This window comes from Brevibacillus parabrevis (genome assembly GCF_022701015.1).
Taxonomy (GTDB): domain Bacteria; phylum Bacillota; class Bacilli; order Brevibacillales; family Brevibacillaceae; genus Brevibacillus; species Brevibacillus parabrevis.
The window spans coordinates 4554284-4576808 of record NZ_CP064090.1 but is presented as its reverse complement, the minus strand read 5'-3'; the positions used below and the strand labels follow the sequence as shown (position 1 = coordinate 4576808).

Here is a 22525-nt window from a genome sequence, read left to right as displayed (position 1 = left end):
GCTAATTTCATGCTGTCAAGTCTCTCTGCTCGACATGTATAACCTTCCACTGGAACAAAGCCAGCTTGCATGGTAAAGTCGTGGAGGCTCTTGACGAATGAAGGAAAAAGGAAGGTATTCTTTGTCGAAATATCAGTAAAATCATTCAATCTTTCGTCATAGGCAGGAATGAATATGCCTTTGTCGAATTATTTTTCTCAGAGAAAAAGATGGTATGGACTTATCGTTTGTAGAAATGAAAACCTCTAGAACGCCACCTTCTTTCCAAAAGACCGTCCATTGTTAGGAGGAACGACCTTGAGCAAGATTGAAGTGTTGTTGGCAGATGATAACCGAGAATTTGTAAGCCTGTTAGAAGAGTATATCAGCAGCCAGTATGACATGAACGTCATTGGTGTCGCGTACAACGGCAATGAAGTTGTGCGTTTGCTGCAGGAGCGAGTACCGGATGTACTGATTTTGGACATTATCATGCCCCACTTGGATGGCCTCGCCGTCCTGGAGCAAATCCAAGCTATGCGGTTAAGCCCGCAGCCCAAAATTATTATGCTGACAGCATTCGGACAGGAAGAGATTACGAAAAAAGCGGTTGAACTGGGAGCTGCCTACTACATCCTCAAGCCGTTTGACATGGAGGTTCTTGCGCAGCGCATTCGCCAGATCATCACAACGAAGCCAGCCTCCTCCTTCGTCACATCGGTGAAGCCACAGTCCACCCTGCAAGTGCGGGGCCGCAACCTGGACGCCAGCATTACGAGCATCATCCACGAAATCGGAGTGCCCGCACACATCAAAGGCTATTTGTATTTGCGCGAAGCGATCACGATGGTGTACAACGATGTCGAGCTGCTCGGTTCGATCACAAAAGTCCTGTACCCGGACATCGCCAAAAAATTCAACACAACGGCAAGCCGCGTAGAACGCGCCATCCGCCACGCAATCGAAGTCGCCTGGTCCCGCGGGAATCTTGACTCTATTTCCAGCCTGTTTGGATACACGATTTCGAACACGAAGGCGAAGCCGACCAACAGCGAGTTTATTGCGATGGTGGCGGATAAGTTAAGGATTGAGGCGAAGATTAGTTGAGGCAAGCGAGATAAGGGTTTCAACTTCTCAAGGGCTATTGCAAGATGGCTATACAGATAAATATCGAAGCGAGCCAGCAATTCAACTTATACCACTCCTTTATTGAAAAATAATAAGGGAGTGATATTTTTTATTGTTTCGACTGTTCTTAAAGCTGAGTTTGAGTAAACGAAGATTGTGAAGAAAGTCTAATCTGCAAATACACCAAGTGATACGGTGCCGCTCGAAAATTTGTGTCTGACGTCTTTCCACGAATAGCACCTCGCTCACATTAGAGAAGGTGCTCGACTTGTTTAATTCTTGGTTCTTTTGATTGCTTGTCTGATACCCAATGCAGCAAAACCAATAATGAGCAGGATAGACCATATAGGGGCAGAGAAAGCTTTACGGCCGCCCAAAGCGATTCCGATGTTACCCATTGACTGTCACCTCCTCTCGCGTAGGATAAGCGAGTACATCAGGCAGTGTCGAAATGAAATGCTTCCAGCCTTCTCTGATTGCAGCATTGGACAAGTACACCAAGAGTTGCTGCCGGAAACCACTGCTAATTAGGAAAAGTAAAGTGTTTCTGTAGAACGATACTCTGTCGTTGAAGCACTTTATTTGATGATAATTCTCCAAGTTTTGAATGAGATTGCCGACGATAGGGATGTCATAAACACTTCCGAAGTGCTCTTCTAAATCCGACCAGTATGCTTTAAGCAAGGCAATAAGCTCATAGCTTTCTCGATAGTCATGTTCATCGGATTGTCTGACTGCGTTCTTCCAACTCATGAGTTGCAGCCAGTTATTTGTAGATTCAAGAATGATTTCATTCATGATTTCTGATCCGATATTCGATGATTGGTTAAAAGCGCGAAGCATTTCTTGTGTGATGACTCCGTTCTTGATAATGCCAGCAATCAGTTTACTTACAAGAATGTAACGCTTTGCGTTTTCTTGAGCTTTGGTCCTTTGTTTCTCTTCAAATTGTCTTGTTGGTCGTCCAATTGATTTAGGAGCTTTAGCAACTTCGTCGTTAGCTAGATTATTTATGATGCCTAGATAATCAGGGTGCGTGGTGTAGTCTGCAATCTCCTCAAATGCGTTCATGATTCGCGTATGTGACTCGATTAGTCGAGCTTTAAGCTTGTCCCATCGAACTGGATAACCTCTCCAATATAGGATGAATATATAGTCCTTTTGGTGCTTATACAATCTGCTTAATTTAAGTTCATGGATAAATATGATGGCAGCTAATGTTTGCTCATCATAATGGCTAACGACACCTTGAGAGAATCCTAAGCTAACTCGATTTCCTACAATTAGTCCGTATTCGACGTATCGTTCAATCATGTTACTGCTTATTGATATCCCACAATTTCTTACACGTTCCAGTAGTTCCTCTTTTAACATTATTCTCACCTCTTGAGTTGATTGTAGCCTGCACAAAAATTGAAAACAATGGAAGGTCAATGCGGAAATGAACATCAATCGCATAAATTAAAGCAACAGCATCATGCAAGTGATGTTGAGGGGGCTGGGAAAGAGACAATCATTTTACCATTGAAAGAGGAAGAAAATACATTGAGAGAAGAACAGGCTGGGCAAGACGGACTCGATCAAAATAAAAGCATTGCTTTACAAATTGATGCAAAAGAACAGATTTATGTGACCTTGCACGTGCCGTAGACTCTGTGATTTAAATTATAAAGACTTTTTTGATCAGGTAAAAAAGTGTTGTATCCTCCAGATCCTACCGTTAGAGTAAAAAAAAAAATTTAATGCAGGACGAATTATTTACGCTAACGAATAATTATGAGGGATCAGATAGGGAATATAGAGTTTTGGATCGAAGGAGAGAGCGTTATTGGTGAGAGTGAGTTTAAAGACTGTGCGGTCAGAGATCACTATCAGGCTAAAATGGAACATGCCCTGCATACGATGTTTGAGCAACATCAAGTATTTCTAAACAGAATTCACTTTGTTACATCAGTAACGAAAAGGCATAGAGAAGATGCAATTAAAAGAACAAGGCTCTTCGACCAAATGTTTGATTTTACTGCCGACAGAACAATTACGCTGAAGGGAAATATTTCACTAACTCAATTGAAAAATGCAGTAGGTGACATACTTCCTTTAACGCTTCTACATTGCGGTCGTTCCAATATTCTTTACGTACAGTTGGTTAGTTGTACGGATGATGAATTTACTTATCCTGATTATGGATGCAAGTGTAAAACGAACAACTACAGATTGTATCAATAAAGCATTGGTTTGGTTGCCCTAGAGAAAGATGTTGAGACCTTCTTTGGATACAATAATCCATAAATTTATGCTGAGAGAACCATTCTTAGGGGATGGTTTTGTTTTAGTTCTGTCGAAATATGTCGCAGTTATTCGCTTGTTGTTAAAAAAACTGCATCTTATGATGTAAAAAAACAACAAACTAGAACGACTAGAGGTGTACGAATGAGTGTAAAAAAGCGAACGATTTGGAAAATGCTCTGATTAATTTAGTGGTATTAATCATTTTAGGCATTTCAGGTTATGTGTATCTGCAAACACAATCAATAACAGCTGCCGCAATCATTTTTGGCATATTACTGGTGATAGCGATGGGCGTTAGATTCTGGATTGATTCTGTTGCACAGGAAAGGCTTAGACGCTCTGGAATTGCAGATATAGATAAAATGGATGGTAGGCAATTTGAACATTACCTAGGATTGTTATTCAAATCACAAGGATACAGAACGACAGTGACAAGGGCAGCAGGCGATTATGGAGCTGATCTTATTCTTGAAAAAAATGGGCAGAAGGTAGTCGTTCAGGCGAAGCGGTACAGCAAAAATGTTGGCATTGAAGCCGTGCAACAAATCGTAGGCTCGCTGGCTCATTATGGTGCAAATACGGCTTGGGTTGTCACGAATAGGGATTTTACAGATGCAGCATACAAGCTTGCTGCATCCAATGCAGTCAAATTGATAAATCGGCAAGCTTTGATTGAAATGATATTGCGAATGAATCCTGCTGCAAAACCTAACCCCAAGAAGGTGATGGCACAGTTGCCGCAAAAACAGATGAAGTGCGAACGCTGTGGCAGTCAAATGGTTTTGCGAAAAGGGGCAAAAGGCGAGTTTTATGGGTGCAGCGGTTATCCAAAGTGCCGGAATACACAGGTTGTTTAGTGCACTTGCAATTATTTGATTAGATAGGATTTTATTTGATTGCAGAGATTGCTTGAATGGTTTTATTTTTCATGTAAGACCAAGTTGCAGCAATTGAATTGGAGGACAAATGGAATTATGGCGCAGCCTAGACCTTGGCTTGATGAAATTATTGATGCTCTTACTGAACTAGGGGGGCATGCAACACTGAATGAAATTGCTGAAAAAATACTTGAAAGAAATATTATGGATTTTGAAGCTAATCCTTCGTTTAGAGAAAGGATACGAGGAACAATTTACAATCATTCAAGCGATGGAACATACTACAAAGGAGAGGTTGGTGGAAAAAAAGATATTTTTTACTCAGTCAATGGAATTGGGAAAGGGCACTGGGGGTTGCGAGGCTATGAACCAACGGAAAGCTCTGTTGATGTAACAGAAGATGATATAGGGTTTGTAGAGGGGAGAAAGAAATTACGACAGCATATTATTAGAGAAAGAAATCCTCTAGTAATCAAAATAGCTAAAGAGCGATATAGAGAAATACATGGGAAACTGTTTTGCGAGGTTTGTGGATTTGACTTTTATGAAAAATACGGAGAATTAGGGGAAGACTTTATTGAAGGACATCACACAATCCCAGTATCGGAACTTGAGGAAGGTCAGCGAACTAGGATTGAAGATATAGCAATTGTTTGTTCTAATTGTCACAAAATGCTTCATCGGAAAAGACCATGGCTCTCAAAGGAGGAACTTCGAGAGATAATACATAAAGAATGAAGCAGACCACAAAACAAACAATTTGCAAATTTTTCAAATAAACCAATATTATATATCAAACAAAAACGCCAATTTACTCGAGTCAGAATTCGGCGTTTTTGTTTTTACAAAAAACAACCTGTATCGCTCTGGAGAATACTGTAAAATAGAATGAAACAAACCATCCCCCAAAAACGCACCCAAAAAAGGAGCAAACATGGCAACCTACTTCCCTACCATCGTCCTGCTGCTCGGTGTGATCGTCACGATCTTTACCGTGAAATTTCCCGCCTATCGCCAATTGACCCTGATCAGCGGAGGAGCATTGTCCTGCGTCGTTGTGATGATCAAGCCCGATTTTTGGCCGCTGGGCCTTGGACTGCTCATCGTCACCTACCTTGTGGAAGGTTGGAAGCTCTACCGGAACAGGAACAAAGGAAAATAATCCGCCGCGAACTGCCGCAGTCGCTTGAACGACACGAAGAAGTATGTACAATAGAAAACATACAACCCACTAAAAGCGAGGAAGGTGTTGCAACATGCGCAATTTAGATGAAATTCTCGCATTTAACCGTGATTTTGTAGCGAATCGTGAGTATGAAAAATACCAGACAACCAAGTTTCCCGACAAACGCTTGGTAGTTCTCTCCTGCATGGACACGCGTCTGGAGGAGTTGCTGCCGAAGGCTATGAACATGCGCAACGGCGACATCAAGCACGTAAAGAGCGCGGGGGCGATCGTATCGCATCCGTTTGGAAGTATTATGCGCAGTATCCTTGTGGCGATTTATGAACTGAATGCCGAGGAAGTGATCGTCGTCGGCCATTACGACTGTGGGATGAGCGCCATCGACAGCAAGCGCACCATGGCGAAGATGCTGGAAAAAGGCGTTTCTGAGCAGACTTTCTCTACGCTGCAACACGCAGGAATCAATCTGCACAAATGGCTCCACGGGTTCGACCGGGTGGAGGACAGCGTGAGAAACAGCGTGGAGACGATTAAAAAGCATCCGCTGCTGCCAGCCAATGTCGATGTCCACGGATTGCTGATCGATCCGGCGACAGGCCGCCTGGATGTTGTGGTGAATGGCTACGAGCGAACGGAAGCTAGTGAATGATCCCAAGCTTGTCACGGTCTCAAGGCGGACCTTTTTACAGCGTTCGATGAAGTGGCTGGGTGGCTTGATTGGAGTCGGTCTGGCTGCTGGTACATACGGATATGCATGGGAGCGAACCTGGCTGCAAATCGAGCGGATGACACTCCGACTGCCCAGACTGCCAGACGCCTTTAACGGCTGCAAGCTGATCCAGTTCAGCGACGCGCATCTGGGACACTATTTCAAGCCGGAGCAATTGCAAGGCATTGTCGACCTGATCATGCGCGAGCAGCCGGATATCATTTGCTTTACGGGCGATATTGTCGATGAAGAGACGCGCCCCTTTTTTGCCGCTATCCCCATCCTGGCGCAGCTTCAGGCGCCGATGGGGAAGTTTGCGGTATTGGGCAACCACGATTACCGGGCGGGTCAGCAGCACGGGATTCGCCAAGGGTGGATATCTGCCGGGTTTGCAGTGTTGGACAACCGCAATGTGGCTATTCGCCAAAAGGCAGACACCTTGTACATAGCGGGAATAGACGATGCTCTAAATGGTGTGCCGGATTTGCCGAAAGCGCTGGTCGGGATTCCCGAGGGAAGCAGCGTAATTTTGCTCGCCCATGAGCCGGATGTAGCGGACGAAGCGGCGTTGTATCCGATTGATTTGCAATTGTCTGGACATAGCCACGGCGGGCAGGTGCGGTTGCCTTTTGTCGGGCATGTCTTGACGCCCAAGCTTGCGAACAAATACGTCAACGGCTTGTATCTCGCGGGCGAAAGCAACATGCAAGTCTATGTGAACAGAGGGCTGGGCACGACGATTTTGCCTGTCCGGTTTTTGTGCAGGCCCGAGCTGACCGTGTTGACTTTGCATCAATAAGCATCTTTGATCCATTGGACGAACTGCTGAAAAGCGTCGTCCTCTTTTTTTTGATGCAAATAGGCGATGAGCGTCGGGCGCTGCAAAGTTCCTTCTGCTATATCGTGGGCGACCAGTCTGCCTTCCTCTACCTCGCGCAAAATGGTTCGCTCCGGCAGCATCGTGATTCCGAGCTGGCGTTCGACCATTTTTTTGACGGCGCTGAAGCTGTCCAGCTCCATGATGACGTTTGGAAAAATGCTGTTGCGCGCCAGAAAATGATCGATGCGCTGGCGATAGGGGGCGGTATGGTTGCCGAACAAAATCATCTCCTGCGACCCCCAGCCGGAAAAGCCGGGAAAATGATTGGCCCAAGGATGCTCGGGCGACATGACGAGCAAAATCCGGTCGCTGGGCAAAAACTCCTGGTGGATGTGCGGGTGATACATTTCGCTGCCGAGAAAGGCGATATCGGCTGTTCCGGTCAAGAGGGCGCTGAGCGATTCTTCATACAGCGTAGAGCGCACGTAACAGGTGAAACCGGGATTGGCCTGGCGGTATTCGCCGATCAGGCGGGGAAGCTCGTAGGCGACAAATGCTTTTCCGGCGACGATCGTCATCGACTGGGCTTGCTCCTTTTGTTCGATGAAAGAACGCATCTGCTCGACGATCGAGGCGGCAACAGGCAGCAATCTGCGGCCTTCTCCGGTCAGACTTACGCCAGAGGCGGTTCGCACAAACAGCGGACTGCCGATTTGCCGTTCCAACTGCTTGAGCCGATGGGTCAAAGTAGATTGGGCCAGAAACAGCGCCTGTGCAGCCCGATTGATGGACCCGTGGTGGGCGATGGTCAAAAACACTTCCAAACTTTCTTTGTCCACGAATGCCCCTCCTATCTAAAAACTCGATAACTGGTTATCAGTATTCTATAACAAAACCGCCAACGATTGGAATAGAATACAAGCAGGAGGTGGAACGATGGATAGAAGCGATGAAGTAAAACACGCGGTACAAGAGCAATTCGGCAAAAATGCGCAGCAGTATGTAGAAAGCAAGACACACGCCCAAGGAGATGACTTGCAACTTTTGGTGCAATGGCTCACTCCGCAGACAAGCTGGAAGGTACTCGACATCGCCACAGGTGGCGGACATGTCGCCCGGACGCTTGCGCCGCACGTTGCGCAAGTAGTGGCAACGGATCTGACGCGCCCTATGCTTGCAGCGGCGGCACAAGCCAACCAGGCGGAAAAAAACATTTTGTACGTCCAGGCTGACGCGGAGTCGCTGCCGTTTCTGAACGAGTCGTTCGATCTGGTCACTTGTCGGATCGCGGCTCACCATTTCCCCGACCCGAGCGCTTTTGTCCGGGAAGTCAGTCGCGTGCTGCGACCGGGCGGCTGGTTCCTTTTTATCGACAACGTTTCGCCGGAAGCAAACGAGCTGGCAAGCTTCGTGAACCTTGTCGAGCAAACACGCGATCCGAGCCACGTTCGCTGCCTTTCTGTCACGGAGTGGAGAGAGCTGCACAGCGCGCATGATTTGGTCGAGTGCAAGCAACGGCTACGCAAAAAGCCATTTGCCTTTTTGCCATGGGTGCAAAGAACGTCCGAGTCGCCCGAGCAAGAAAAAGCTGTGGAGCAGATGCTGCTTGCTGCCCCGAAAGACATCCAAGCTTATGTAGAATTGCAGATCGAGCAAGGAAGAGTCATGACCTACCAGATTGACGAATGGATGGTCATGTGCCAAAAACAGGGAGGAACACAACATGACACAAACATTTGAATGGGTAGGATTGGATCACATTCAGCTCGCAGCGCCACCGGGAGCCGAGGAGGAGGCGCGGCGCTTTTTCACCGGATTGCTCGGGATGCCGGAAGTGCCCAAGCCGGAAAAGCTTCGGGCGCGGGGAGGAGCCTGGTTTCGCTGTGGAGCGCAGTTGATTCACCTCGGGATTGAACAAGGTTTTATTCCCGCGAAAAAGGCGCATCCTGCCTTTGTTGTGCAAAATATTGAAGCGCTGATCGCCCACTTGGAAAAAGCAGGCGTTCCGCTCCGGCTCGACGACGAGATTCCTGGACTGATCCGCTTTTTCACCGAAGATCCATTCGGCAACCGATTGGAGTTCATGGAGGCGAAGTAGCATGAAAATGGATTTCCACGCGCAGGAAAATAAGGAAAGCTATACAGGGAGAGCGGCAGACGACACATGGGCGAGCACGATGCTCTCCATCGTCGACCCTTTGCAAAAACGGGTGGTCGATCTTGGCTGCGGTGGCGGGATTTACAGCAAGGCATGGGCAAAGCTGGGGGCAGGCAGCGTCACAGGAGTCGACTTTTCGCAGGTCATGCTGGAAGCGGCGCAAAAAGAGTGTGCAGACGAACCGGGCATCTCGTTTGTCCATGGTGACGCCCTGCACACAGGACTGCCGGAGCGAAGCGCGGATATTGTTTTTGCCAGAGCGCTCATCCACCATCTTGACGATCTGAACGGATTTTTCGCCGAGGTGAAGCGCATCCTCGCACCTGACGGAATCTGCCTGATCCAAGATCGGACGCTGGAAGACTGTGCTGTTCCGGCTTCGCCTGAGCACTTGCGCGGCTATTTTTTCGAGCAATTCCCCCGCTTGCTGGAAGTGGAGGCACAACGGCGACCAAAAGAACAGCAAGTAAGGCAAGCCATGCAGCAGGCAGGGCTGGAGCAAATCCAGATGCGTTCGCTGTGGGAGGTCAGGCGTGTGTATGACGACATCGCTGTTTTGCAGGCCGATTTGCGCTCGCGCAGAGGCCGTTCCTTGTTGCATGAATTGACAGACGGCGAGCTGGAGCAACTGATTTCCGCTATTTCCGCGAAAATGGCGGGACAACAGCCGATTTATGAACAAGACCGCTGGAGCATCTGGATAGGCAAAAACATTTGTGGCACAATAAAATAAAGGAATTGTGAATTTGTTTGTCACAAATTTGGATATGCTTGTCTCTTAATAGGCAAGGAGATATAATAATATTGCCATTGTATTATCGGTTAGCGTCATCATGGTGAAGGAGTTGTCGTACATGAAGATTGTGTTGTTTGATTTCCTGATGTTCGTCTTCACGTTCTTTATTGCTTGGGGCTGTCTTAACTCGATCAAGGCGAAGAACAAATTCGCGATCGGATTTGGCGTGGTTTCGCTGGTAGTATTCCTGTTTGCTGACGGCTTGATTATTTACTACATAACCAAGGGAGCCTAGTCGACCAGGCCAGCGTTTCCGCCAGAAGAGAGGTTGTGCGATACATGCACAGCCTCTTTTTTGCATGCTCCGAGGAAATTTTTAGCATACTAATGGCTGGAGGTGGAAAAGATGGGCAAGCGAAAAAGCCGCGGTTTTCTTACCTATACGGGAGTGATTGCTGCGGATCGAAAAACGAAGCAGCTTTGCAAGCGGCTCCACCCCCACCAGATCGCTGTCATCGATCATCCGGATGTGGATGAAATGGCAGCGCGATCGCTATTGGAAGCGGGAACGCGGGTGATTGTCAATCTTGCCCCTTTTATGACCGGGCAGTATCCAGCCGAAGGAGCGCGATTGTTGCTTGGCGCGGGCGTGGCTTTGTTTGAGGCAGAGTCCGATTCAGCCCAGCCGATCCCGACAGCCTGGGAAGCGTGGGACGGCCAGGATGCCGCGATCCGCGATGGCCGGCTGGAATTGCGGCGAGAAGCGCAATGGGAAATGGCGCTGCCGCTTCGCGAAGTAAGAATGGACGTCGTGGTCAGCAAATGGGCCGAGGCGCAAAGCAGACTGGACGACACCCTTTCTTTATTTATAGATAACACGCTGCTTTACGCGCAAAAAGAAAAAGACTTGTTTCTGAAGCCGCTGCACGCCACGCCGCTGAAAACGCCATTGGAAAAAAAGCATGTCGTGGTCGTTGTGCGCGGCAAGCACTACAGGGAAGACTTGCAGACGCTCTCGTCGTACATCCGCGAATACGATCCGGTTTTGATCGGAGTCGACGGTGGCGCGGACGCGCTGTTGCAATCGGGGTACAAGCCCGACCTGATCGTAGGCGATATGGACAGCATCTCTGATAAAGCTTTGCAATGCGGTGCAGAAATCGTTGTGCATGCCTATGTGGACGGCACTGCGCCGGGGAAAGCGCGAGTCGAGCGGCTGGGGATGGCTCACCACGTGCTGCCTGCTCCGGGGACAAGCGAAGATGTCGCCATGCTTTTGGCCTACGAAAACCAGGCCGAGCTGATTGTGACGATCGGGGCGCATACGAACATGATTGATTTTCTGGAAAAGGGACGCAAAGGGATGGCGAGCACGCTTTTGGTGCGGACGAAAATCGGACCGAGGCTGATCGACGCCAAAGGGGTCAGTCAGCTGTACCAGCCTTCCGGGTCGTGGAAGCTGTGGGGCTGGTGTCTCGCTGCGATGCTTTTGCCCGTTACGGCAGCCTTGATGGTCAATCCGATTGCCCGCCACGCTGCCCAAATGCTCTGGACGCAATGGCGGACATGGGCTTTCTAAGGAGGCGCTATGATTTCTTTCCGGCATCACCTGATTACACTGGCTGCTGTATTCATCGCTCTCGGAGTCGGTATCCTGCTGGGCGGAACAGCGGGACATCCCTGGTTTTCCCAGGGCGCTCAGGAAATTTTGCTGAAAATGGAGGCGAAGTACGACCGGGCACTCAAAAGCAACCAGGACTTGAAACAGCAAATCAATCGGCTGCTTCAGGAAGTCGAGCAACGCAACGAGGAAGCCGTCCACATGATGGCGATGCGCTACGGCAATGAATTGGGAGGAAAAAAGGTATACGTCTGGCAGGAGGGCGACAAGGAAGCCCGGCCTATTACCCGCTTGATGCGCGCCATGGGGGTTGAGGTTGTTCCTTACGAGCAGGGCAAGTCGTGGGAAGACGGTTTGTTGCTCGTCGTTGCCAAGCAGCCGCCGCCATGGCTGCAACAAGGGGCGACAGCAGGGAAATGGCTGCTGGTCGAGCAAGTGCCGGACTCGGTCGGCAAGCAGTGGGCCTTGCTGGAAAAAATGCAGCAGCGACTGACGGAAATGAGGGTAGCGCGTGAAAAAAGTTAGCGTCATCATTCCGGCCTATAACGAAGCAGAGGAGATTGGCGTTACGCTGCGGGCGATTCGCGAACGCTTCTTTTGCGATGAGCTGATCGTCGTGGACGACGGCAGCGAGGATGAGACAGCGACCTTGGCCAAAAAATGGGCAGATACGGTGATATCCCACCCGTACAACCTGGGCAAAGGGGCGGCTGTCCAACTGGGCTGGCAGCACGCGCGTGGCGATGTGATCATGCTTTTGGATGGAGACTTGCGGGAAAGTGCTGCCGAGGCTGAGCATTTGCTCCCTCCGCTTTTGGCTGACGCCTGCGACATGACCGTGGCGATTTTGCCGCCGCCCAAGCAAAAGGCCGGGATGGGCCTGGCAAAAGGGCTCGCTCATCAAGGGATCAAATGGCTGACCGGCTTTGAAGCGCGAGCGCCCTTGTCCGGGCAAAGAGCCATGCGCCGCGACTTGCTGGCCCATCTCGGCAAAGTCGACAAAGGCTTTGGCATCGAGGTCGGGCTTACAGTCGATGCGTTGCGCGCAGGATACCGCATTCACGAAGTGCCTGTCTTGTTTCAGCATCGGGAAACAGGCAACGACTGGCAAGGCTACGCTCATCGCGGCAAAGAATTTGTGGCAATCGGCAGGACGTTGTGCCGAAAGTGGTGGGAGGGAAAAGCTTGGAGATGAAGGTCGTCCTCGGGCTTGCGCTCGCTCTTGGCTTGCCGCTCGTCTGGCATCGCCCGCTGCTCGCGTTTTTTTCGCGGTTTCTGTTGAACCAGGGCATGACTCGACCCAATTACGCCGGAGAACAAGTGCTTACGGCGGGAGGATTGATGCTCGTAGCAAGCATGCTGCTGACAACAGTCGTCCAGCTTGGTTTTATGAGGTGGCGAGGCGCTTTCAGCCCTGTGCTGCTGCACGGCATTCTTCTTGCATGCGGAATGGCGGCAATGGCTTGCTGGGGCTGGATCGACGACCGCTCCAACGATGGCGCGACAAAAGGCTTTCGCGGTCATTTTCGCGTCTTGTGGCAAGAAAGGCGAGTGACCAGCGGCATGTGGAAGCTGATCGGCGGAGGGCTTACCGCAGTGGCTGTCTCGCTCTTCCTCACCAGAGACATTTTCGCCTGGCTGGTCGCCTGCGGCTTGCTGGCGATTTCTCCGAACATCCTCAACTTGTTTGACCTAAGACCGGGGCGGGCGATCAAAGTGTATTGGCTGCTCGTCTGCATGGCGATCGCTGTCGGGGTGCTTGCGGCGACGTCAGAGGAGGCGTTGTTTGTCTGGCTGTTCCTGCTGCCACTTCTCGTGGCCAGCGTCCTGTTGTTTCCGCACGACGCAGGAGGCAGGATGATGCTCGGGGATACCGGGGCAAATGCGCTTGGATTTTCCATTGGCTATTTGTATGTGACGACCGTACCGCTTTTGTGGCAAGTGACATTTCTCGCCGGGTTCGTGACGTTGCAGGTTGCGGCGGAGTTTGTGTCCTTTTCGCGGGTCATTGAACGACAGGCGTGGTTGCGCAGGCTGGATGAGTGGGGGAGATGAGCGGGGCATTAAAAAACAGGCAGATCATTACCTGCCTGTTCTACTCGTCGTCTTCTGGCTCGCGAATCATAAAGCGGGGCTGAACCCGATTTTTTTTTCGTTCATGGTGTAAAATGAAGCCCGCAATAAACAAAATAGGGATGACCAGAGCAAGCACGCCGAGGATCAGTTGACCCCACATGAAACCCACATCGGGTGCCGTGGAATAAAAGAAAGCATCACGGATCAGCTTGATTCCGTACATGGCAATCGCAGCCGGGATGACCATGATTAAAAGGGCAATGACTTTCTGTACGATCACTGGTGGTTCACACCTTTCTCTCTCATTTCTTCATCATAGCGAATGCCTGGTTGCTTGTCCACAAGTCCGTGTGTGCACACGAGCGAGCGCACGTTAGGGAGAAGAGCCTGTCCATCAACGGTTTGTTGCAGTACAATGGTAACGAGTAAGATGAAAAGTGAGGGGTCTAGCGCATGCACAAGCTGCTTATAGTAGGTGCTGGACGAGGCGGAACGGCTCTGCTGCGGATGCTGAACCAGATGGACAGGCTGAAAATTGTAGCCGTAGTGGATCATCGGCCTGACGCTCCCGGAATTGCCCTGGCGAAATCGTTTGGAATCAAGGTCGATGCGGATTATCGGCCTTATTTGGACGACGAGCTGGACGTCATTTTGGAAGCGACGGGCGACTTGAACGAATACGAGCACCTCAGGCAGCTAAAGCAGGACAAGACGGTGCTCATCCCAGGGACCTTTACGAGAATTGTCATGCGGCTCATTCGCGAGCGTGACAAGCTGATTGCCGTCATGATGCAAAACCAGCGGGAGCGCGAAACGATGCTCGACTCCACGCACGATGCGATTATCGGGGTCAATCGGCAAGGCATTATCACGTTGTTCAACAAAGCGGCAGAACGCTTGATGGACATTGAAGCAAGCGAAGTGCTGGATACAAAAGTATCCGAGCGTATACCCAACACCAGACTACATATTGTATTAGAGACGGGCTGTCCTGAACTGAATCAGGAGCAGATTTTGCCCAATCAGACGAGAATCATTACGAACCGCGTTCCCGTGCGAAACGACAAGGGAGAAGTAGTGGGAGCCGTAGCGATTTTCCGCGACATTACCGAGGTCATGGCGCTGGCGGAGGAAGTGACCGATCTGAAAGAATTGCAAAGCATGCTGCAAGCGATTATTCAGTCTTCCGACGAAGCGATTTCTGTCGTGGATCAAAACGGCATCGGTCTGTTAATCAACCCGGCCTACACGAGACTGACCGGGCTTTCGCCGGACGATATTATCGGCAAGCCGGCTACAGTCGATATCTCCGAAGGCGACAGCATGCACATGCAAGTGTTGAAGACGAAGCGGCCTGTCAGGGGCGTGCCGATGAAGCTCGGCCCCAAGCGCAAGGACGTCGTGGTGAACGTCGCTCCGGTCGTGGTTGATGGCGAGTTGAAAGGCAGCGTCGGGGTCATTCACGACGTATCCGAGTTCAAGCGGCTGACCGAGGAACTGGAAAAAGCGAGACGGATCATCCGAACGCTGGAGGCGAAATACAGCTTCGCAGATATTATCGGCTTCAGCGAACAGATGAAAAGCGCCATTGAGCAAGCAAAAAAGGCGGCGTTGACGCCAGCCACCGTGCTGCTGCGCGGCGAATCCGGCACGGGTAAGGAACTGTTTGCCCACGCGATCCACAACGCGAGCGAGCGCAAGTACAACCAGTTTATCCGCGTCAACTGCGCAGCGATCTCCGAAAGCTTGCTGGAGAGCGAGCTGTTCGGCTACGAGGAAGGGGCTTTCACAGGGGCGCGGCGCGGCGGCAAGCGCGGATTGTTCGAGGAAGCAAGCGGGGGCACGATATTTTTAGACGAAATCGGTGAGCTGTCCATGGGGATGCAGGTCATGCTTTTGCGCGTCCTGCAAGAGCGCGAAGTCGTCCGGGTCGGCGGTACGAAACCGATCAACATCGATGTCCGGGTGATCGCAGCCACGCATGTGAATCTCGAAGCGGCGATAGGAGCCGGGAAATTTCGGGAAGACTTGTACTATCGCCTGCATGTAGTGCCCATCCACATTCCTCCGCTCAGACAGCGCCTGGAAGACATCAAGCCGATTGCGATGTACTTGCTGCGCAAGGCGAATCTGGAATACGGCCGCAATGTCGAGGAGCTGCACGAAGAAACGTTGCAAATGCTGTTGACCTATCATTGGCCGGGCAATGTGCGGGAGCTGGAGAACGTTTTGGGCAGGGCGATGATACATATGCGCATCAATGAGCGCACCATTTTGCCTGAGCATTTGCCCCCGCTGGAGCGGAAAATAAGCCATGCCCGCCAGGAAGCAGAAGTGACGGCAAGCTCCACAGGGAAAACATTGAAGCAAGCGATGGAGGAAGCAGAACGTCAGCATATCATCCGGGAGCTGGCTGCGGCCAAAGGGAACCGGACCGTGGCGGCGAAGCGGTTGGGAATTGCCATTCGCAGTTTGTATTACAAGATGGAAAAATTGGGAATCATGGATGAGCAGGAAGAAAGAAATTAAACGTGCAATTTTTTGCATGCAAATTCCTGCGCGACCATGCAAAAACATGCACACTTGACGGATGGAGATTTCATCCACGTCCCTAATAATAAAGCGCTTTCAAAACGCAGAGGGTGTTGGCATGACTTTTGCATAAACTGCTTGACGGGAAATTCTCCACACGGAGCCCACTGTTAACCCAGAAGAATGAGACTAGGGAGGTTTCTTCATTGAACATCTTTGACTACATGCAAAAGTACGACTACGAGCAACTGGTATTTTGCCAAGACGAAAATTCCGGTTTGAAAGCAATCATTTGCATTCATGATACGACACTCGGACCAGCATTGGGCGGCACGCGCATGTGGCCGTACAAAACCGAAGAAGAAGCGATCATCGACGTACTGCGTCTCGGTCGCGGCATGACTTACAAAAATGCTGCTGCTGGCCTCAATATCGGCGGTGGTAAAGCCGTGATCATCGGAGATCCGCGCCAGCATAAAAGTGAAGAGCTGTTCCGCGCATTCGGCCGTTACATCCAAGGTCTGAATGGCCGTTACATCACAGCAGAAGACGTAGGTACGACTGTTGCTGACATGGACATGATCCACCTGGAAACCGACTACGTAACAGGCGTTTCTCCTGCATTCGGCTCCAGCGGCAACCCGTCTCCGGTCACAGCTTACGGGGTATATCGCGGTATGAAGGCATCTGCGAAGCTCGCTTTCGGATCTGATTCCTTGTCCGGCCGTGTCGTTGCTGTACAAGGTGTAGGAAACGTGGCATACAACCTGTGCCGCCACCTGCATGAGGAAGGCGCACACCTGATCGTAACCGACATCAATGAAGAAAACGTAAACCGCGCTGTCAACGATTTCGGAGCAAAAGCAGTTGGCGTCAACGACATCTTTGGCGTAGAGTGCGACATCTTCTCTCCTTGCGCGCTTGGTGCGATCATCAACGACGACACCATTCCGCTGTTGAAAGCAAAAGTAATTGCCGGTGCGGCGAACAACCAGCTGAAAGAAGAGCGTCACGGCGATCAAATCCACGAAATGGGTCTGATCTACGCGCCAGACTATGTGATCAACGCAGGCGGCGTTATCAACGTGGCTGACGAACTGCAAGGCTACAACCGCGAGCGCGCCCTGAAAAAAGTAGAAACCATCTACGACACGATCTTGAAAGTGTACGAAATTGCTGAGCGCGACGGCATGCCATCCTACAAGGCGGCTGACCGCATGGCAGAAGAGCGCATTGCCAGCGTGGGCAAATCCCGCAATACTTTCCTGCAAAACGGAAAAACGGTTTACCACCGCTAATCGTTCTTAAATGAAACCATTCCCCTGCTCCCGCTCTTTCTTTTTCTCGATGAATGGGCGGTCAGGGGGTACATATCCTCTGTTCTTAGAATATTCTCATTCTCATAAAAACGTAGGCAAACGCCACAAAAGAGCAGCAACCAGCTTTTTCGACTGTCTTCGCCAATGCGTGAAGGCGCTTCTATGAAAGGAGAGCTCAAGCATGTCACAAGAATTTGATCTGGTCGTTCTCGGTGGAGGAACCGGCGGCTATGTAGCAGCGATCCGTGCGTCCCAGTTGGGAATGAAAGTCGCGATTGTGGAAAAAGAAAAGCTGGGTGGAACGTGCCTGCATCGCGGCTGCATTCCGTCCAAAGCGCTTTTGCGCAGCGCAGAAGTATTTTCGACCTTGAAGGAAGCGGACAAATACGGTGTATCGGCAGGCGCGGTTGGCTATGATTTCAGCAAAATCCAGGAGCGCAAGCAAGGCATTATCGACCAACTTCATAAAGGGATTCAATACTTGATGAAAAAAGGCAGCATCACGATTTTCGAAGGCTTCGGCCGCGTGATGGGTCCATCCATCTTTTCGCCGCAAGCAGGTGCTGTCCGCATTGAAAAAGAAAACGGCGACCAGGAAATGATCGTGCCGCGCTTTTTGCTGCTCGCGACGGGTTCCCGCCCGCGTACGCTTCCTGGGCTGGTCATTGACGGCTCTTATGTAGTGACGAGCGACGAGGCACTCCAGTGGGAACAGTTGCCGAAGTCGGTCGTGATCGTCGGAGGCGGCGTGATCGGAATCGAGTGGGCGTCCATGCTGAACGACTTTGGCGTCGATGTGACGATTGTCGAGTACGCAGATCGCATTTTGCCATTCGAAGACGAAGAAGTGAGCAAGGAACTGGCTCGCTTGCTGAAAAAACGCAAAGTCAACATCGTCACAGGGGCGAAGGTGCTTCCCGAGACGCTGGAAAAAGGCGAGGGCAAAGTCAGCATTTCGGCTGAGACGAAAAACGGCGTCGACCGTTTTGAAGCAGAAAAAGTTCTCGTCTCGGTAGGCCGCCAAGCCAATGTAGAAAACATCGGCCTCGAAGCGACCGAGATCAAGATCGAGCGTGGAGTCGTCGTGGTCAACGAACATTTCCAGACGGCAGAATCGCATATATATGCCATTGGCGATGTGATTGGCGGCTTGCAGCTGGCTCACGTTGCTTCGCACGAAGGAATTTTGGCTGTCGAGCACATGGCTGGGCTGAATCCGCATCCGCTCGATTACACGAAGGTTCCCAAATGCACGTACAGCCGTCCGGAAGTGGCGAATGTCGGCTTGACGGAAAAAGAGGCGCGCGAGCAAGGCTTTGAAGTAAAGGTAGGCAAATTCAGCTTCAAGCCATTGGGCAAGGCACTGATCCATGGCGAGAATGACGGCTTTGTGAAGTTGGTCGTTGATGCCAAAACGAATGATTTGCTAGGGGTTCACATGATCGGTACGCACGTGACCGACATGATCTCCGAGGCGGGCTTGGCCCGGGTACTGGATGCGACGCCATGGGAGATTGGACAGACCATCCATCCGCATCCATCTCTCTCAGAGGCGATTATGGAAGCGGCATTGGCCGTCGATGGAAAAGCGATTCACAATTAGCAAGGAGGGTATCCACAATGACAACCAAACGGCATGAACAAGTTGGTTTGACAGATGCGCAAGTTCTGGACATGTACTATTACATGCTGCTCGCGCGAAAAATTGACGAACGCCAGTGGCTGTTGAATCGGGCGGGCAAAGTGCCATTCGTCATTTCCTGCCAGGGCCAGGAGGCAGCACAGGTAGGAGCAGCTTTCGCTCTGGAGACGGACAAAGACTTCTTGTGCCCGTACTATCGCGATCTCGGCCTGGTGCTGGTATTTGGTCAGACTGCCCGCGATTGCATGCTCTCCGCTTTTGCCAAAGCAGAAGATCCGAACAGTGGCGGCCGCCAAATGCCTGGTCACTTCGGCGGTAAAAAATACAACATCCTGACAGGTTCCAGCCCGGTTACGACCCAAGTGCCGCATGCGGTGGGCATGGCCTTGGCAGGCAAAATGCAAAACAAAGATTTTGTCGTGTACACCTCTTTCGGGGAAGGCTCCAGCAACCAGGGGGATTTCCACGAGGGTGCCAACTTCGCGGGCGTGCACAAGCTCCCGGTCATCTTTTTCTGTGAAAACAACAAGTACGCTATCTCTGTTCCATTGAAGAAGCAACTGGCTTGCGAAAGCGTGGCGGACCGCGCTCTTGGCTACGGCTTCCCGGGTGTCAGCGTAGACGGCAACGATCCGATTGAAGTGTATCGCGTCATGAAGGAAGCTGTTGATCGCGCTCGTCGCGGTGAAGGAGCAACCTTGATCGAAGCGGTCATGTACCGTCTGGTTCCCCATTCGAGTGACGACGACGACCGCGTCTATCGCACGCGTGAAGAAGTCGAAGAAGCGAAGAAAAAAGATCCGTTGATCGTTTTCGCGGCTTACTTGAGAGAAATCGGCTTGCTCGATGAAAATACAGAAGCGGATATGCTGGCTCGTGTGCAGCTGGAAGTGGACGAAGCGACCGAGTATGCGGAAAACGCACCATATCCGACACCTGAATCGACATTGACTCACGTATACGGGAACTAAGGGGGGATCTTTCATGGCAGTCATTTCGTTTATTGATGCGATTACGATGGCGATGCGGGAAGAAATGCGTCGCGATCCCAATGTGTTTATTCTTGGCGAAGACGTAGGGGTACGCGGTGGCGTATTCCGTGCGACCAATGGATTGATTGATGAATTTGGCGAGGAGCGCGTGATTGATACTCCGCTGGCTGAATCGGCGATTGTCGGGGTAGGGATCGGGGCGGCTGCTTACGGCATGCGGCCGATTGCGGAAATCCAGTTTGCCGACTTCATCATGCCAGCCGTCAACCAGATTGTCAGCGAAGCGGCGAAGATGCGCTACCGTTCCAACAACGACTGGAATTGCCCGCTCACGATCCGGGCTCCATTCGGCGGCGGCGTGCACGGCGCTCTCTATCACTCGCAGTCGGTGGAAGCGATGTTTACGAATATCCCTGGGCTGAAAGTGGTGGCTCCGTCCACCCCTTACGATGCAAAAGGCTTGCTCAAAGCGGCGATCCGCGACGAGGACCCGGTTCTCTTTTTCGAGCACAAGCGTTGCTATCGCCTGATCAAAGGCGAAGTGCCTGAGCACGACTATGTCCTGCCGATCGGAAAAGCGGACGTCAAGCGTGAAGGTACGGACATTACGGTTATTTCTTACGGGCTCGCCCTGCACTTCTGCCTGCAAGCAGCCGAGAAGCTCGCACAGGAAGGTATCAGCGCGCATGTTCTCGACTTGCGCACCTTGTACCCATTGGATAAGGAAGCGATTGCAGAAGCTGCCTCCAAGACCGGAAAAGTGCTGATCGTGCACGAAGACAACAAAGAGGGCGGAGTCGGCGGAGAGGTGGCGGCGATCGTTGCCGAACATTGCCTGTTCGATCTCGATGCTCCAATCAAACGTCTGTGCGGACCGGATGTACCTGCAATGCCGTACAGTCCTCCGATGGAGAAATTTTTCATGCTGAATCCGGATAAAGTGTTGGAAGCAATGCGCGAGTTGGCCAACTTTTAAAGGCGAGGAGGACCACAGGTCATGGCAACGAAAGTACTTATGCCCCAACTGGGTGAGAGTGTAACCGAGGGGACTATCAGCAAATGGCTGGTCAATGTTGGCGATACCGTCAAAAAATACGATTCATTGGCTGAAGTGACGACGGACAAAGTGAATGCGGAAGTTCCTTCTACCGTATCCGGTCGGGTAACGGAGATCGTGGTTGCGGAAGGAGAAACTGTAGCAGTCGGAACGTTGATTCTCTATATCGAAGAAAGTGGCGGAGGATCGGCGGAGCAAGCGAGTCCGGCAGCTGAGGCGGCTACCCCAGCTACACCTGCCGCGGCAGCCAGCCAACCGAGCGCAGCGCCTGCGGTGGCAGCGATCTCGGTGCCATCTGCTCCTGCCGCTGCTCCACAGGCAGCTGGAAACGAAGGGCCTAAGCAACGTTATTCTCCTGCTGTGATGATGCTTTCCCAGCAGCATGGCATTGATTTGTCTCGCGTCGCAGGTACGGGTGCGGGAGGGCGCATTACGCGCAAGGACGTGCAAGCAATTATTGATGCAGGTGGTCAAAAACCTGCTGAACCAGTAGTGGAAGCTGTTGCCCAAGCGCCAGTGGCGGCAACGCCTGCGCCTGCTGCGACAACCCCTGCACCACAAGCGACCGCTGCTCCAACTGCGACACCAGCAGCTTCAATCGACATCCCGGTTGCCAGCGGCGATCAAGTCGTTCCGGTGACGCCTATCCGCCGCACGATCGCCAGCCGCATGGTACAGAGCAAGCACGAAGCTCCGCATGCCTGGACGATGATCGAGGTGGACGTAACCAATCTGGTCAACTTCCGCAACCAGGCCAAATCCGAGTTCGCCAAAAAGGAAGGGCTCAATCTGACTTTCTTGCCGTTCTTTATCAAGGCGGTCGTGGAAGCGCTGAAAGAATTTCCGATGATCAATTCCACCTGGGCGAATGACAAGATCATCGTGAAAAAAGACATCAACATCTCGATCGCCGTTGCGACAGAAGATGCCCTGTATGTGCCTGTCATCAAGGATGCCGATCAAAAATCCATCCTGGGCATCGCCAAGTCGGTTGACGATCTGGCTGCGCGCACGCGCGCCGGCAAGCTGACGATGGACGACATGACTGGCGGTACGTTCACCGTGAACAATACCGGATCTTTCGGCTCTGTTCTGTCCCAGCCGATCATCAATGCACCACAGGCAGCGATTCTCAGCGTGGAATCCATCGTAAAACGCCCGGTTGTCATCAACGACATGATCGCGGTACGTTCGATGGTGAACCTGTGCATGTCTTTGGATCACCGCGTGCTCGACGGGCTCATTTGCGGACGTTTCCTGCAAAGCGTGAAGCAGAAGCTGGAGAGCATCGGGCCGGACACCAAGCTGTACTGATTTTGCCGAAGGACGGGTTACACCCTGCAACCAGGTCGAAGCAGACCTGGTTTTTTGCTTGATAAAAATTTTTGAGCTGTTTCTTTTTG

The 22525-nt window shown here is 51.2% G+C and carries 25 protein-coding genes; 21 read left to right on the top strand and 4 right to left on the bottom strand.

What is annotated here, in order from left to right; genetic code table 11:
- Positions 1–297 precede the first annotated feature (297 nt).
- The gene (gene spo0A / locus IRJ17_RS20885) at positions 298–1086 is read left to right on the top strand and encodes a sporulation transcription factor Spo0A (protein WP_005827306.1); all 789 of its coding nucleotides are present in this window, start codon (positions 298–300) and stop codon (positions 1084–1086) included.
- A gap of 293 nt (positions 1087–1379) precedes the next feature.
- Here the strand turns inward: spo0A and IRJ17_RS28220 are convergent, their stop codons facing one another.
- Together IRJ17_RS28220 and IRJ17_RS20880 are read right to left on the bottom strand one after the other, a co-directional pair.
- A complete protein-coding gene (locus IRJ17_RS28220) occupies positions 1380–1505 on the bottom strand; it encodes a hypothetical protein (RefSeq protein WP_278189451.1) in 126 nt (41 codons plus the stop codon).
- Positions 1498–2481, bottom strand: a complete 984-nt coding sequence (locus tag IRJ17_RS20880; RefSeq protein WP_242771792.1) for a hypothetical protein — start codon at positions 2479–2481, stop codon at positions 1498–1500. The genes IRJ17_RS28220 and IRJ17_RS20880 overlap by 8 nt, the downstream gene beginning before the upstream one ends.
- 39 nt (positions 2482–2520) lie before the next feature.
- Here IRJ17_RS20880 and IRJ17_RS20875 point away from each other — a divergent pair, with 39 nt between their 5' ends.
- The 6 genes from IRJ17_RS20875 (at position 2521) to IRJ17_RS20850 (ending at position 6968) form a co-directional block, all read left to right on the top strand.
- The gene (locus IRJ17_RS20875; protein ID WP_242771789.1) at positions 2521–2757 is read left to right on the top strand and encodes a hypothetical protein; all 237 of its coding nucleotides are present in this window, start codon (positions 2521–2523) and stop codon (positions 2755–2757) included.
- Positions 2758–3560: 803 nt separating this feature from the next.
- Entirely contained in the window at positions 3561–4253 is a 693-nt protein-coding gene (locus IRJ17_RS20870) for a restriction endonuclease (RefSeq protein WP_242771787.1), read from the top strand.
- 117 nt (positions 4254–4370) lie between these two features.
- The gene (locus IRJ17_RS20865) at positions 4371–5012 is read left to right on the top strand and encodes an HNH endonuclease (protein ID WP_242771785.1); all 642 of its coding nucleotides are present in this window, start codon (positions 4371–4373) and stop codon (positions 5010–5012) included.
- Between the two features lie 196 nt (positions 5013–5208).
- Positions 5209–5436: a hypothetical protein gene (locus tag IRJ17_RS20860; RefSeq protein WP_122965855.1), complete on the top strand. Its 228-nt coding sequence runs from the start codon at positions 5209–5211 to the stop codon at positions 5434–5436.
- 94 nt (positions 5437–5530) lie between these two features.
- A complete protein-coding gene (locus IRJ17_RS20855; protein WP_122965856.1) occupies positions 5531–6109 on the top strand; it encodes a beta-class carbonic anhydrase in 579 nt (192 codons plus the stop codon).
- Positions 6078–6968, top strand: coding sequence for a metallophosphoesterase (locus IRJ17_RS20850; RefSeq protein WP_242771783.1), 891 nt, complete (start codon positions 6078–6080; stop codon positions 6966–6968). The genes IRJ17_RS20855 and IRJ17_RS20850 overlap by 32 nt, the downstream gene beginning before the upstream one ends.
- On the opposite strand, the gene IRJ17_RS20845 is transcribed toward IRJ17_RS20850, so the two are convergent.
- Positions 6962–7828 carry a LysR family transcriptional regulator gene (locus IRJ17_RS20845; protein ID WP_173595774.1) on the bottom strand — a complete coding sequence of 289 codons (867 nt, stop codon included), beginning with the start codon at positions 7826–7828 and terminating at the stop codon, positions 6962–6964. The genes IRJ17_RS20850 and IRJ17_RS20845 overlap by 7 nt on opposite strands.
- A 97-nt stretch (positions 7829–7925) precedes the next feature.
- On the opposite strand from IRJ17_RS20845, the gene IRJ17_RS20840 reads away from it, so the two are divergent.
- From IRJ17_RS20840 to IRJ17_RS20805, 8 genes are all read left to right on the top strand, one after another.
- On the top strand, positions 7926–8729 hold the full coding sequence (locus IRJ17_RS20840) for a class I SAM-dependent methyltransferase (protein ID WP_242771781.1): 804 nt from the start codon (positions 7926–7928) through the stop codon (positions 8727–8729).
- Positions 8713–9087 (top strand): VOC family protein, encoded by a 375-nt coding sequence (locus IRJ17_RS20835; protein ID WP_122965860.1) that lies wholly within the window; start codon positions 8713–8715, stop codon positions 9085–9087. Before IRJ17_RS20840 ends, IRJ17_RS20835 begins: the two co-directional genes overlap by 17 nt.
- Position 9088: 1 nt before the next feature.
- Entirely contained in the window at positions 9089–9880 is a 792-nt protein-coding gene (locus tag IRJ17_RS20830) for a class I SAM-dependent methyltransferase (RefSeq protein ID WP_217021755.1), read from the top strand.
- A 121-nt stretch (positions 9881–10001) separates the two neighbouring features.
- Positions 10002–10178 (top strand): DUF2759 family protein, encoded by a 177-nt coding sequence (locus tag IRJ17_RS20825; RefSeq protein WP_122965862.1) that lies wholly within the window; start codon positions 10002–10004, stop codon positions 10176–10178.
- 111 nt (positions 10179–10289) lie between these two features.
- Positions 10290–11462 carry a putative cytokinetic ring protein SteA gene (gene steA, locus IRJ17_RS20820; RefSeq protein ID WP_122965863.1) on the top strand — a complete coding sequence of 391 codons (1173 nt, stop codon included), beginning with the start codon at positions 10290–10292 and terminating at the stop codon, positions 11460–11462.
- Between the two features lie 9 nt (positions 11463–11471).
- The gene (locus IRJ17_RS20815) at positions 11472–12029 is read left to right on the top strand and encodes a copper transporter (protein ID WP_122965864.1); all 558 of its coding nucleotides are present in this window, start codon (positions 11472–11474) and stop codon (positions 12027–12029) included.
- A complete protein-coding gene (locus tag IRJ17_RS20810; RefSeq protein WP_122965865.1) occupies positions 12016–12699 on the top strand; it encodes a glycosyltransferase family 2 protein in 684 nt (227 codons plus the stop codon). The genes IRJ17_RS20815 and IRJ17_RS20810 overlap by 14 nt, the downstream gene beginning before the upstream one ends.
- Positions 12696–13559 carry an MraY family glycosyltransferase gene (locus tag IRJ17_RS20805; RefSeq protein WP_242775310.1) on the top strand — a complete coding sequence of 288 codons (864 nt, stop codon included), beginning with the start codon at positions 12696–12698 and terminating at the stop codon, positions 13557–13559. Before IRJ17_RS20810 ends, IRJ17_RS20805 begins: the two co-directional genes overlap by 4 nt.
- A gap of 40 nt (positions 13560–13599) precedes the next feature.
- Here IRJ17_RS20805 and IRJ17_RS20800 read toward each other — a convergent pair whose 3' ends face one another.
- Positions 13600–13860, bottom strand: a complete 261-nt coding sequence (locus IRJ17_RS20800) for a DUF2627 domain-containing protein (RefSeq protein WP_063226857.1) — start codon at positions 13858–13860, stop codon at positions 13600–13602.
- Positions 13861–14033: 173 nt separating this feature from the next.
- On the opposite strand from IRJ17_RS20800, the gene IRJ17_RS20795 reads away from it, so the two are divergent.
- From IRJ17_RS20795 to IRJ17_RS20770, 6 genes are all read left to right on the top strand, one after another.
- Positions 14034–16109 carry a sigma 54-interacting transcriptional regulator gene (locus IRJ17_RS20795; protein WP_242771779.1) on the top strand — a complete coding sequence of 692 codons (2076 nt, stop codon included), beginning with the start codon at positions 14034–14036 and terminating at the stop codon, positions 16107–16109.
- 209 nt (positions 16110–16318) lie between these two features.
- Positions 16319–17410: a Glu/Leu/Phe/Val dehydrogenase dimerization domain-containing protein gene (locus IRJ17_RS20790; protein ID WP_063226859.1), complete on the top strand. Its 1092-nt coding sequence runs from the start codon at positions 16319–16321 to the stop codon at positions 17408–17410.
- Positions 17411–17612: 202 nt separating this feature from the next.
- Entirely contained in the window at positions 17613–19034 is a 1422-nt protein-coding gene (gene lpdA, locus IRJ17_RS20785; protein ID WP_122965867.1) for a dihydrolipoyl dehydrogenase, read from the top strand.
- A 17-nt stretch (positions 19035–19051) separates the two neighbouring features.
- The gene (locus IRJ17_RS20780; protein ID WP_063226861.1) at positions 19052–20044 is read left to right on the top strand and encodes a thiamine pyrophosphate-dependent dehydrogenase E1 component subunit alpha; all 993 of its coding nucleotides are present in this window, start codon (positions 19052–19054) and stop codon (positions 20042–20044) included.
- A gap of 13 nt (positions 20045–20057) precedes the next feature.
- Positions 20058–21041, top strand: a complete 984-nt coding sequence (locus tag IRJ17_RS20775; protein ID WP_063226862.1) for an alpha-ketoacid dehydrogenase subunit beta — start codon at positions 20058–20060, stop codon at positions 21039–21041.
- Positions 21042–21062: 21 nt separating this feature from the next.
- Positions 21063–22436 (top strand): dihydrolipoamide acetyltransferase family protein, encoded by a 1374-nt coding sequence (locus IRJ17_RS20770; protein ID WP_173599145.1) that lies wholly within the window; start codon positions 21063–21065, stop codon positions 22434–22436.
- The last annotated feature ends 89 nt before the right edge of the window (positions 22437–22525 follow it).

Bases quoted from the DNA above. Each gene is read 5' to 3' on its own strand.
- IRJ17_RS28220 (WP_278189451.1), bottom strand. From the start codon at position 1,505: ATGGGTAACATCGGAATCGCTTTGGGCGGCCGTAAAGCTTTCTCTGCC.
- IRJ17_RS20880 (WP_242771792.1), bottom strand. From the start codon at position 2,481: ATGTTAAAAGAGGAACTACTGGAACGTGTAAGAAATTGTGGGATATCA.
- IRJ17_RS20865 (WP_242771785.1), top strand. From the start codon at position 4,371: ATGGCGCAGCCTAGACCTTGGCTTGATGAAATTATTGATGCTCTTACT.
- IRJ17_RS20860 (WP_122965855.1), top strand. From the start codon at position 5,209: ATGGCAACCTACTTCCCTACCATCGTCCTGCTGCTCGGTGTGATCGTC.
- IRJ17_RS20855 (WP_122965856.1), top strand. From the start codon at position 5,531: ATGCGCAATTTAGATGAAATTCTCGCATTTAACCGTGATTTTGTAGCG.
- IRJ17_RS20850 (WP_242771783.1), top strand. From the start codon at position 6,078: ATGGCTACGAGCGAACGGAAGCTAGTGAATGATCCCAAGCTTGTCACG.
- IRJ17_RS20840 (WP_242771781.1), top strand. From the start codon at position 7,926: ATGGATAGAAGCGATGAAGTAAAACACGCGGTACAAGAGCAATTCGGC.
- IRJ17_RS20835 (WP_122965860.1), top strand. From the start codon at position 8,713: ATGACACAAACATTTGAATGGGTAGGATTGGATCACATTCAGCTCGCA.
- IRJ17_RS20830 (WP_217021755.1), top strand. From the start codon at position 9,089: ATGAAAATGGATTTCCACGCGCAGGAAAATAAGGAAAGCTATACAGGG.
- IRJ17_RS20825 (WP_122965862.1), top strand. From the start codon at position 10,002: ATGAAGATTGTGTTGTTTGATTTCCTGATGTTCGTCTTCACGTTCTTT.
- steA (WP_122965863.1), top strand. From the start codon at position 10,290: ATGGGCAAGCGAAAAAGCCGCGGTTTTCTTACCTATACGGGAGTGATT.
- IRJ17_RS20815 (WP_122965864.1), top strand. From the start codon at position 11,472: ATGATTTCTTTCCGGCATCACCTGATTACACTGGCTGCTGTATTCATC.
- IRJ17_RS20805 (WP_242775310.1), top strand. From the start codon at position 12,696: ATGAAGGTCGTCCTCGGGCTTGCGCTCGCTCTTGGCTTGCCGCTCGTC.
- IRJ17_RS20795 (WP_242771779.1), top strand. From the start codon at position 14,034: ATGCACAAGCTGCTTATAGTAGGTGCTGGACGAGGCGGAACGGCTCTG.
- lpdA (WP_122965867.1), top strand. From the start codon at position 17,613: ATGTCACAAGAATTTGATCTGGTCGTTCTCGGTGGAGGAACCGGCGGC.
- IRJ17_RS20780 (WP_063226861.1), top strand. From the start codon at position 19,052: ATGACAACCAAACGGCATGAACAAGTTGGTTTGACAGATGCGCAAGTT.
- IRJ17_RS20775 (WP_063226862.1), top strand. From the start codon at position 20,058: ATGGCAGTCATTTCGTTTATTGATGCGATTACGATGGCGATGCGGGAA.
- IRJ17_RS20770 (WP_173599145.1), top strand. From the start codon at position 21,063: ATGGCAACGAAAGTACTTATGCCCCAACTGGGTGAGAGTGTAACCGAG.